Below are 10,119 nucleotides of genomic sequence, written 5' to 3'. Positions count from 1 at the left end.
CCCCCCCCCCCCCCCCCCCCCCCCCCCCCCCCCCCCCCCCCCCCCCCCCCCCCCCCCCCCCCCCCCCCCCCCCCACTGCGCCGTTCACCGGCCGGTGCTCACTGGTCCCGGTACATCTCCGCCACCAGGAAGGCCAGGTCCAGCGACTGGCTGCGGTTGAGCCTGGGGTCGCAGGCCGTCTCGTAGCGCTGGTGCAGGTCGTCCACGAAGATCTCGTCGCCGCCGCCCACGCACTCGGTGACGTCGTCGCCGGTCAGCTCGACGTGGATGCCGCCGGGGTGGGTGCCGAGGCCCTTGTGCACCTCGAAGAAGCCCTTGACCTCGTCCAGCACGTCATCGAAGCGGCGGGTCTTGTGGCCGGAGGCCGCCTCGAAGGTGTTGCCGTGCATCGGGTCGCAGATCCAGGCCACCCGGGCGCCGGACGCGGTGACCTTCTCGACCAGGGTGGGCAGCTTGTCGCGCACCTTGTCCGCACCCATCCGGGTGATGAAGGTGAGTCGGCCGGGCTCGCGGTTCGGGTCGAGGCGCTCGATCAGGGTGAGCGCGTCCTCGGCCGTGGTGGTCGGGCCGAGCTTCACACCGATCGGGTTGCGGATCTTGGAGGCGAACTCGATGTGGGCGCCGTCGAGCTGCCGGGTCCGCTCGCCGATCCACACCATGTGGCCGGAGACGTCGTACAGGTCGCCGGTGCGCGAGTCGACCCGGGTCAGCGCCGACTCGTAGTCGAGCACCAGGGCCTCGTGCGAGGCGTAGAACTCGACGGTCTTGAACTCCTCCGGGTCGACCCCGCAGGCGTTCATGAAGTTCAGTGCGCGGTCGATCTCGCGCGCCAGCGCCTCGTAACGCTGCCCGGACGGCGAGGACTTGACGAAGTCCTGGTTCCAGGCGTGCACCTGGCGCAGGTCGGCGTAGCCGCCGGTGGTGAAGGCGCGCACCAGGTTCAGCGTGGCGGCGGACGCGTGGTACATCCGCTTGAGGCGCTCCGGGTTCGGGATGCGGGCTTCCTCGGTGAACTCGAAGCCGTTGACCGAATCGCCCCGGTAGGTCGGGAGCGTGATGCCGTCGCGGGTCTCGGTCGGCTTGGAGCGCGGCTTGCTGTACTGGCCGGCGATCCGGCCGACCTTGACCACCGGCACCGAACCGGCGTACGTGAGGACCGCGCCCATCTGCAACAGCGTCTTGAGCTTGTTGCGGATCTGGGCGGCGCCGACCGCGTCGAACGCCTCCGCGCAGTCGCCGCCCTGGAGCAGGAACGCCTCGCCACGGGCCACCGCACCGATGCGGCTGCGCAACTGGTCGCATTCGCCCGCGAAGACGAGCGGCGGATAGGACTCAAGCTCGGCGATCACATCGCGCAGAGCCTTGGAGTCCGGCCAATCGGGCTGCTGCGCCGCGGTCAGGGAGCGCCAGGTGTTGCCACCGGCGTGGGATTCAGCGTTCACGGTCACGCTTTTACATTACGGGGTCTTTCCGGACGTCCATGCCCACGCCCACTGGATGAGACGGTTTCCGGCTGGTTCCGGACCGGTTGCCGACACATGGCGCATCTGCGACCGACGGCTTCACGAACGGTGGCCACCCCTCCGTTTCGCCGCGGTGCATGTCGAGGCTCCGGCGGTCATCCGACCGCCCGGCGGACCGGCGGGCGGGGCCGCCTGACGGCCGGGCCGCGGCGGTGCCGAACCGGTCGCCGCGGGGCGGGCCCGGCGCCGGCGGCCGGTGCACGACCGCCGCAGGCGTGGGGTAGGGTGCCGCCCATGTACGCGCAGCAGACCCGTTTCTGGTGGTGGACCGCTCATCCGGCGGCCCACTGATCGCGCGTTCTCCAGACATCACGCGAAGGCCGCCCGAGGGGCGGCCTTCGCTGTTTCCACCGGCCGTTCCTCTCCCCCAGGTCCGCGCGCAACGCGGACCGCCCCGGACGGAAGGAACCGCCGTGTCGCACCACCCCGCACCGCGCCCCACCACTGCCACCACCGACGCCGCTGCCACCTCCGGCGTCGACAAAACGCCGGCCACCTCCGGCGCCCCTGACACCGGCGAAACCCCTGCCACCGCCGGCACTGTCGGCACCGCCGAGACCGCCGACACCGGCTCAAGCCCGGCCCCCGACACCGCCGACGCCATCGTCCGGCGGCTGCTCGCCGACGACTGCCTGCCCTACGCGCTGTTGCGCCGCCGGGCCCCGGGCCACGACGCGGACACCGTCGAGGTGCTGATCGGGCCGGTCACCGAGGTGCCCAGACTCGCCGACATCCCGCTGCCCGCCGCTGCGCCCGGCGCCGGGGGCGGCGGCGAGCCGGTCGCCGACGCGCTGGCGCTGCTGCCGTTCCGGCAGATCCGCGAGCGCGGCTTCCAGGCCCACGACGACGGCACGCCGCTGGCCGTACTGCACCCCACACAGACGTACGCGCTGCCGCTGGCCGACGTGCTCGCCGCGCTGCCCGACCATCCGGTGCGGGTGCACGACGGCGCGTTCGACGTGGACGACGCGGCGTACGCAGCGATCGTGCGGCGCGTCATCGACACCGAGATCGGCACCGGCGAGGGCGCCAACTTCGTCATCCGGCGCACCTTCGAGGGACAGATCCACGACTTCGGCACGCGCGACGCGCTGGCGCTCTTCCGTCGGCTGCTGGCCGGTGAGCGCGGCGCGTACTGGACGTACGTGGTGCACACCGGCGAGCGGACGCTGGTCGGCGCGAGCCCCGAGGTGCACGTGCGGATGTCGGGCGAGACCGTGGTGATGAACCCGATCAGCGGCACCTACCGCTATCCGCAGCAGGGCCCCGACGTCGACGGGCTGCTGGCCTTCCTCGCCGACCGCAAGGAGGTGGAGGAGCTGTCGATGGTGGTCGACGAGGAGCTGAAGATGATGTGTGCCGTCGGCGACCGGGGCGGTGTGGTGATCGGGCCGCGGCTGCGCGAGATGGCCCACCTGGCGCACACCGAGTACGAGTTGCGCGGGCGCAGCACGCTGGACGTGCGCGAGGTGCTGCGGCAGACGATGTTCGCGGCGACGGTCACCGGCTCCCCCGTACAGAACGCCTGTCGGGTGATCGCACGCCACGAGCCGCGCGGCGCCGACGGCCGCGGCCGGGGCTACTACGCGGGCGCGCTCGCGCTCATCGGCCGGGACGCGGGCGGCGCGCGGACGCTGGACTCGCCGATCCTGATCCGTACCGCCGACATCGATCCGGGCGGGCGGCTGCGGGTGCCGGTCGGGGCCACCCTGGTGCGCCACTCCGATCCGTTGGGCGAGGTCGCCGAGACGCACGCCAAGGCCGCGGGGGTGCTGACGGCGCTCGGGGTGCGCGCGGCGCCGGCGCGTACGGATGGTGCGCCCGCCCCTCGGCTGGCGGACGATCCGCGGGTGCAGGCGGCGCTGGCTGCCCGGCGGGCCGACCTGGCGCCGTTCTGGCTGCGCATGCGCACCCCCGAGACGGCGCCGCGGACCGCCGCGGGCACTCCCGCCGACGGGCTGGTCGATGCGCTGGTCATCGACGGCGAGGACACCTTCACCTCGATGTTGGCGCACCTGTTGGCCACCTCGGGGCTGCGGGTCACGGTGCGCGGCTGGGCCGAACCCGGGCTGCGCGAGGAGGCGCTCGCCCACCGGGGACCGATCGTCCTCGGCCCGGGTCCCGGCGATCCGCTGGAGGCGGCCGACCCGAAGATGCGGCTGCTCCGCGCCCTCGCCGCCGATCTGGTGCGCGGCCACCGGTACGGGCTGCTCGGGGTGTGCCTCGGCCATGAGTTGATCGCGGCGGAACTCGGGCTCGACCTCGTACGGAAGCGGGTTCCGGCGCAGGGTGCCCAGGAGCGGATCGACTTCTTCGGCCGGCCGGAGACCGTCGGCTTCTACAACACGTTCACCGCGCACTGTGACGAGTCGGCCCGGCAGGAGCTCGCCGCGCACGGGATCGAGGTCAGCCGGGACGCGGCCAGCGGGGAGGTGCACGCGCTGCGCGGGCCCGGGTTCGGCGGGCTCCAGTTCCATCCGGAGTCGGTGCTGACACTGGCGGGTGCGGCGCTGGTGGCCGAGGAGCTCGCCCTGGCCCGGCAGTCGGTGCCGCTGCCGTAGCGCCGGGCGGGCGGCTTGGCCGTGAGAGCCGGCCCGCGCGCCGTAGTCGTGCGAGCCGGGCCCGCGTGGCGTGCGGGCCCGGCCTCGTCCGGCGGGTCAGCCGAAGAAGACCCCGGCCTCCTCGTACAGCCGCGGGTCCACGGTCTTCAACTTGGCCGTGGCCTCGGCGAGCGGGACGCGCACCACCTCGGTGCCGCGCAGGGCGACCATCACGCCGTAGTCCTCGTCCTTCACCGCCTCGATGGCGTGCAGGCCGAAGCGGGTGGCCAGCCAGCGGTCGAAGGCGCTGGGGGTGCCGCCGCGCTGGACGTGACCGAGGACGGTGGTCCTGGCCTCCTTGCCGGTGCGCCGCTCGATCTCCTTGGCGAGCCATTCGCCGACGCCGGAGAGCCGGACGTGGCCGAAGGAGTCGAGCGAGCCGTCCTTGAGCACCAGGTCGCCGTCCTTGGGCGTGGCACCCTCGGCGATGACGACGATGGGCGCGTACCGCACCTTGAACCGGGACTCGACCCAGCCGCACACCTCGGCCACGTCGAACCGCTGCTCCGGGATGAGGATCGCGTTGGCGCCGCCGGCGAGCCCGGCGTGCAGGGCGATCCAGCCGGCGTGCCGGCCCATCACCTCCACCACCAGGACCCGCATGTGGGACTCGGCCGTGGTGTGCAGCCGGTCGATGGCTTCGGTGGCGATGTTGACCGCGGTGTCGAAGCCGAAGGTGTAGTCGGTGGCGGACAGGTCGTTGTCGATGGTCTTGGGAACGCCCACACAGGGCACCCCGTATTCGTCGGACAGCCGCGCCGCGACGCCGAGCGTGTCCTCGCCGCCGATCGTGATCAGCGCGTCCACCTCGTGTTTGGCCAGGGTCTCCTTGATCCGGCGGATGCCGTTCTCCGCCTTGAGCGGGTTGGTCCGCGACGAGCCGATGATGGTGCCGCCGCGCGGCAGGATGCCGCGCACGGCGGGGATGTCGAGCGGTGCCACGACGCCTTCGAGCGGCCCGCGCCAACCGTCCCGGAACCCGGTGAAGCTGTATCCGTAGTCCTGGACGCCCTTGCGGACCGCGGCACGGATGACCGCGTTGAGACCGGGGCAGTCGCCGCCACCGGTCAGCACTCCGACCCGCATCGCTTCTTCCCTTCTCCCGTGAATGACCCGATATGGCAGTCACGCTAACGGTGATCCAGGTCACACGGGACGGGGCGAACGGTGAATTCCGTTGCCCGGTGCGGAAGTTGTTCCGGCGCAATCACCCGTACGAGCGGCGCAGGAGGGGGACGGCGCGCAGCGCGGCGGGGGCGCGCCCTACGCGTCCTCGTCCAGGCCCCGCTCGATGGCGTACCGCACCAGCTCGACGCGGTTGTGCAGTTGGAGCTTGCCGAGGGTGTTCTGCACGTGGTTCTGCACCGTGCGGTGCGAGATGACCAGCCGCTCGGCGATCTGCTTGTACGAGAGGCCCTTGGCGACCAGCCGCAGCACCTCGGTCTCCCGGTCGGTCAGCCGCGGGGCGCCGGGCTCGTCGGTGGTGGCCGGGGGCGAGTCGCTGGCCAGCCGGCGGTACTCGCCGAGCACCAGACCGGCGAGGCCCGGCGTGAAGACCGCGTCGCCGGCCGCGGTGCGGCGCACCGCGTCGAGCAGTTCCTCGGTGGACGCCGACTTCAGCAGGTAGCCGGTGGCGCCGGACTTCACGGCCTCCAGCACGTCGGCGTGCTCACCGCTCGCGGACAGGACCAGCACCCGCAGCGCCGGGTTGGCCCCCACCAACTCCTTGCAGACCTGCACGCCGGGCAGCCCCGGCAGGTTCAGGTCGAGCACCAGCACATCGGGGGCGACCGCGGTCGCCCGGCGGGCGGCCGGGGGCCCGTCGCCAGCCGTGGCGACCACGTCGAACCCGGCCTCGGCCAGATCGCGGGCGACCGCGTCCCGCCACATCGGGTGGTCGTCCACCACCATCACGCGTACCGCTGCCGTCCCGCTCATCGCGCGTCCTTCCTCCCCCGGGGAACCCTGAGCTCCACCTCGGTGCCCTGGCCGGGCACCGACACCAGTTCGGCGCTGCCGCCCAGGTCGCGCAGCCGGCCGCGGATCGAGAGGGCCACGCCGAGCCGCCCCTCGCGCGCGGCGTCCGCGAGCCGGCCGGCCGGGATGCCGGGGCCGTCGTCGCGGACGGTGACGATCACCTGGTCCGGTTCGTCCTCGATCAGAATCCACGCCTGGGCGCCGTCGCCCGCGTGCCGCCGTACGTTGTCCAGCGCCGCGCCGACCGCGCCCGCCAACTCCCGCGCGGCGTGGGCGGGCAGCAGCACCGGGGCGCCCGGCTCGGCGAGCGAGACCTTGGCCCCGGCGTGCGGGGCGAGCAGGATGCGCAGGTCGCGCGGCTCGTCCGGGTACGGATCGGCGCCGAAGTCGGTGTCGACACCGGTGCCGAATGTGGTGTCGAAGTCCGCGTCGAAGTCCGTGCCCGGGGGGTCGGCCAGGTCGATCGGGCCGGCGGGGCCGGTGGCAGCAGCGGCCGGAGAAGACGGAGGGGTGGCTACCCCGGTGCGCCCGGCCGGCGCCGGCCGTTCGGCAGCGGACCGCGCATCGCCGCCGGTCGCGGCCCGGCCGGCCCGCGGGTCGCGCCGGCCGATGCCACGGGAGATCAGGGTGCGCAGGGCCACTTCCTGCTCGCCCGCCATCCGGCCGAGTTCGGCCGCCTCGCCGCCGATGGCGACGCCGCGGCGCTGCACCATGGCCAGCACCTGGAGGACGCTGTCGTGGATGTCGCGGGCGAGCCGCTCCCGCGCGCGGGTGGCGGCCTCGATCTGGAGGGCGCGGGCGAGCGTGCGCTCACTGGCCCTGGCCACCTCGACCACGTAGCCGATCGCCACGCTGGCCACCCACACCAGCAGCACGTTGTGCACGGTGTTCTGGGCGAAGGCGCCGCGCTCGATGATGTTGGCCGCGCCCACCACGGCCGATGCGACCGCGCCCCAGCGCCAGCCGCCCTTGATCGCGAAGCCGAGCACGGCGCCCGCGGTCCAGATCGAGGGGAGCGTGGGGCCGCCTTCGATGACCCGCTGGTGGGTGTCCACCAGGGGCGTGAGCACGATGCCGACGATCGCCACGCTCAGGTCGGCGATGAGGAAGCGCTTGGTGCACCGCTCGGCGGAGCCCACCATCCGCCAGGTGGCGGCCATCCATCCGGCGAGCAGCAGCATGTACGCGCCGGCGCCGAGCGGATGCTCGTACTCGCCGTAGCCGTGCACGTACAGGCCGATCGCGTACAGCGCGGTCAGGACGCGGTAGCCGGTGAGGGCCCGCCACAGCGGGAGCTCGACCGACATGCGCGCCACGCGTTCGCGGGCCGGACGCTCGCGCCTCGGCTGCTGAGCCATCTCCCCCACCCCCGCTGGGCGCCGCCTGCCCGCGCACGGGCGGCGGCCTCGGCCGGCTAGTCGGCCTTGCGCCGGCCCAGCCTGTTCCACTTGGCGTGCCCCGCCTGCTCGCCGTCCGCCGCCAGGGCGGCCTGTGCGGCCTTTTCGGCGGCTTCCTTCGCTTCCTTCTCACGCTTCGCCTCGTCGGCGAGTTGACGCTTGGCCGCGGTCGCGTAGATGTCCACGTACTCCTGGCCGGAGAGCTTCATGATCTCGTACATCACCTCGTCGGTGACCGAGCGCAGGATGAAGCGGTCGCCGTCCATGCCGTGGTAGCGGCTGAAGTCCAGCGGCTTGCCGATCCGGATGCCGGGGCGCATCAGCTTGGGCACCACCTTGCCCGGCGGCTGGATCTTCTCGGTGTCGATCATGGCGACCGGGAGCACCGGGGCACCGGTGGCCAGGGCCACTCGGGCGAGGCCGCCGGGCTTGCCGCGGTAGAGCCGGCCGTCCGGGGAGCGGGTGCCCTCCGGGTAGATGCCGAAGAGCTCACCGCGCTCCAGCACCTCGATGCCGCTCTTGATCGCGGCCTCACCCGCACCGCGGGCGCCCGAGCGGTCCACCGGGAGCTGGCCGACGCCCTTGAAGAAGGCGGCGGTCATCTTGCCCTTGATGCCGGGCGAGGTGAAGTACTCCGCCTTGGCGATGAAGGTGACCTTGCGGTCGAGCATCGCCGGCAGAAAGAAGGAGTCCGAGAAGGAGAGGTGGTTGCTGGCCAGGATCGCGGGCCCTTCGGCCGGGACGTTCTCCAGGCCCTCCACCCACGGCCGGAAGGCAAGCTTCAGCGACCCGCCGATGGACAGCTTCATTGCGCCGTAGAACAACCGAGGACCTCCTGTATCCGACGGAGAGACCTTAACCCGTGGCGCGGCACCGTTCTCGCCCGGCGGTCGGCGCCGGGCGGCGACGGGGAGCGGCGGCGACCGCCCCGCGCCCCGTGGCGCCAGTCCGCGGGCGCGCGGCCGAGGTCGGGGCATACAGCCGAGATCAGGGACGCCCGGTCCAGGTCGGCGACGCCCGGTCCAGGTCTGGGGCACCCGGCCCAGGTCGGGGGCGCGGGGCGACGCACGTACCGGCCGGATCGGCCTACCCGCGGTGCAGGGCGCCGCGTAGGCTGAGGTCCCGACCTTCAGGCCGCGTCCGGCCATCGATCCGAACGGAGACCCCGGTGCCGCTGCTCCCCGGAGCCGAGCCGTTCCACCACACCGGCGGCGACGTCGGCGTCCTCGTCTGCCACGGGTTCACCGGCTCCCCGCAGTCCGTCCGCCCCTGGGCCACCACCCTCGCCGACCGCGGCCACACGGTCTCGCTGCCGCTGCTGCCGGGCCACGGCACCCGCTGGCAGGACCTCGCGGTGACCGGCTGGCAGGACTGGTACGCGGAGGTGGACCGGGAACTGCGGCGGCTGACGCAGAGCTGTTCCCAGGTCTTCGTGTGCGGCCTGTCGATGGGCGGCACACTGGCGCTGCGGCTCGCGGCCCAGCACGGGGCGGCGATCAGCGGCCTGGTGCTGGTCAACCCGGCCAACAAGATGCACGAGCTGGCCACCAGGGCGCTGCCGGTGCTGCGGCACCTGGCCCCCTCGGTGGCGGGCATCGCGAGCGACATCGCCAAGCCGGGGGCGCAGGAGAGCGGGTACGACCGGGTGCCGCTGCACGCCGCGCACTCGCTGCGGCAGTTCTTCCGCCGGGTGGACGCCGAGTTGCCGCAGGTCACGCAGCCGCTGTTGGTGATGCACAGCCCGCAGGACCATGTGGTGCCGCCGGTGGACTCGGCCCGCGTGCTGGCCCGGGTCTCCTCCACGGACCTCACCGAGCGGCTGTTGGAGCGCAGCTACCACGTGGCCACGCTGGACTACGACGCGGAGCTGATCTTCGCCGACACCCATGCGTTCATCGACCGGCTCACCGCCGATGCCGACGCGCCGCTCACGGAGCAGGTGGGCTAGCCGTGCCGCGGGCCGAGGGAGAGGCAGGGCAGGGACCGATGCCCGAGCGCGACGCACAGCCCGGGACCGGGCCCGACGAGGACGCCCAGCGCCCCACGGACGACGGCCGTCCCGACGCCGCTGAGCAGCGGCCGGGCGCGCCGGTCGGTGACGGGCCAGTCGGTGGCGCGCCGGTCGGTGACGGGTCGGATGCTGAGGTAGCGGCGGGCGAGGGGCCGGGTGCCGGTGTTCGCCCCGCTGGGGACACCGCGGGGAGCCCTACCGGGAACACTCCGGGGAGCACATCGGCGCCGAGTGACGCGTCACACGGCGCCGCGCCAACGGATGGGACGGCGGTACGGGAGGTGGCCGCGGCCGACGACCAGCAGCGGTCGGACGGCGGACAGCAGGCGGGCGACGGCCCCGCGTCCGACGGCGACCCCACGGTGAGCGACCGCCCCGCACCGGCACGGGAGGTGGCCGGCACCGACCACACCACCCCGCCGGACGACGCAGCCGGCAGGGCCGACGGCCGCGTCCCCGGGGGCGGGCACGGGAACACCGGGGACACCCCTCAGGATCGTACGAACGGCGCGGGCGGCGGTACGGACGGCGGGGCCGAGCGCCCCGGAGCCGGCGCGCCACCGGCCAGCACGCACCACACGACCGGCGACGGGCCCGCGGGCGCGACCGCC

9 protein-coding genes and 1 pseudogene are annotated in these 10,119 nt (G+C 73.6%); 5 read left to right on the top strand and 5 right to left on the bottom strand.

What is annotated here, in order from left to right; all coding sequences use genetic code 11:
- Positions 1-186, top strand: a 186-nt coding sequence (locus AAHZ94_RS20205; protein ID WP_349994375.1) for a hypothetical protein, incomplete at its 5' end; no start/stop codon positions are given.
- Here AAHZ94_RS20205 and AAHZ94_RS20200 read toward each other — a convergent pair.
- A complete protein-coding gene (locus AAHZ94_RS20200; RefSeq protein ID WP_502964723.1) occupies positions 99-1,448 on the bottom strand; it encodes a class II 3-deoxy-7-phosphoheptulonate synthase in 1,350 nt (449 codons plus the stop codon). The genes AAHZ94_RS20205 and AAHZ94_RS20200 overlap by 88 nt on opposite strands.
- A 90-nt stretch (positions 1,449-1,538) precedes the next feature.
- Between AAHZ94_RS20200 and AAHZ94_RS20195 the strand changes: the two genes are divergently transcribed.
- Both AAHZ94_RS20195 and AAHZ94_RS20190 read left to right on the top strand, forming a co-directional pair.
- Positions 1,539-1,814 carry a trp operon leader peptide gene (locus AAHZ94_RS20195; protein ID WP_349994373.1) on the top strand — a complete coding sequence of 92 codons (276 nt, stop codon included), beginning with the start codon at positions 1,539-1,541 and terminating at the stop codon, positions 1,812-1,814.
- 311 nt (positions 1,815-2,125) lie between these two features.
- Positions 2,126-4,084: an anthranilate synthase family protein gene (locus AAHZ94_RS20190; protein WP_349994377.1), complete on the top strand. Its 1,959-nt coding sequence runs from the start codon at positions 2,126-2,128 to the stop codon at positions 4,082-4,084.
- 96 nt (positions 4,085-4,180) lie between these two features.
- Here the strand turns inward: AAHZ94_RS20190 and AAHZ94_RS20185 are convergent, their stop codons facing one another.
- The 4 genes from AAHZ94_RS20185 to AAHZ94_RS20170 form a co-directional block, all read right to left on the bottom strand.
- The gene (locus tag AAHZ94_RS20185; protein WP_349994372.1) at positions 4,181-5,209 is read right to left on the bottom strand and encodes a 6-phosphofructokinase; all 1,029 of its coding nucleotides are present in this window, start codon (positions 5,207-5,209) and stop codon (positions 4,181-4,183) included.
- Between the two features lie 177 nt (positions 5,210-5,386).
- Positions 5,387-6,061: a response regulator gene (locus AAHZ94_RS20180; RefSeq protein ID WP_349994371.1), complete on the bottom strand. Its 675-nt coding sequence runs from the start codon at positions 6,059-6,061 to the stop codon at positions 5,387-5,389.
- Positions 6,058-7,458: a MacS family sensor histidine kinase gene (gene macS / locus AAHZ94_RS20175; protein WP_349994370.1), complete on the bottom strand. Its 1,401-nt coding sequence runs from the start codon at positions 7,456-7,458 to the stop codon at positions 6,058-6,060. The genes AAHZ94_RS20180 and macS overlap by 4 nt, the downstream gene beginning before the upstream one ends.
- A gap of 56 nt (positions 7,459-7,514) precedes the next feature.
- Positions 7,515-8,306, bottom strand: a complete 792-nt coding sequence (locus AAHZ94_RS20170) for a lysophospholipid acyltransferase family protein (protein ID WP_349994376.1) — start codon at positions 8,304-8,306, stop codon at positions 7,515-7,517.
- Positions 8,307-8,665: 359 nt separating this feature from the next.
- On the opposite strand from AAHZ94_RS20170, the gene AAHZ94_RS20165 reads away from it, so the two are divergent.
- Both AAHZ94_RS20165 and AAHZ94_RS20160 read left to right on the top strand, forming a co-directional pair.
- A complete protein-coding gene (locus tag AAHZ94_RS20165; RefSeq protein WP_349994369.1) occupies positions 8,666-9,445 on the top strand; it encodes an alpha/beta hydrolase in 780 nt (259 codons plus the stop codon).
- Positions 9,446-9,789: 344 nt separating this feature from the next.
- Positions 9,790-10,119: pseudogene (locus AAHZ94_RS20160) on the top strand (hypothetical protein); the annotation flags it as partial.

The sequence above is a fragment of the Streptomyces sp. HSW2009 genome (assembly GCF_040240285.1).
Lineage (GTDB): Bacteria > Actinomycetota > Actinomycetes > Streptomycetales > Streptomycetaceae > Streptomyces.
This window is presented reverse-complemented; position numbering and strand designations above follow the sequence as displayed.

Bases quoted from the DNA above. Each gene is read 5' to 3' on its own strand.
- AAHZ94_RS20195 (WP_349994373.1), top strand. From the start codon at position 1,539: ATGGCGCATCTGCGACCGACGGCTTCACGAACGGTGGCCACCCCTCCG.
- AAHZ94_RS20185 (WP_349994372.1), bottom strand. From the start codon at position 5,209: ATGCGGGTCGGAGTGCTGACCGGTGGCGGCGACTGCCCCGGTCTCAAC.
- AAHZ94_RS20180 (WP_349994371.1), bottom strand. From the start codon at position 6,061: ATGAGCGGGACGGCAGCGGTACGCGTGATGGTGGTGGACGACCACCCG.
- macS (WP_349994370.1), bottom strand. From the start codon at position 7,458: ATGGCTCAGCAGCCGAGGCGCGAGCGTCCGGCCCGCGAACGCGTGGCG.
- AAHZ94_RS20170 (WP_349994376.1), bottom strand. From the start codon at position 8,306: ATGAAGCTGTCCATCGGCGGGTCGCTGAAGCTTGCCTTCCGGCCGTGG.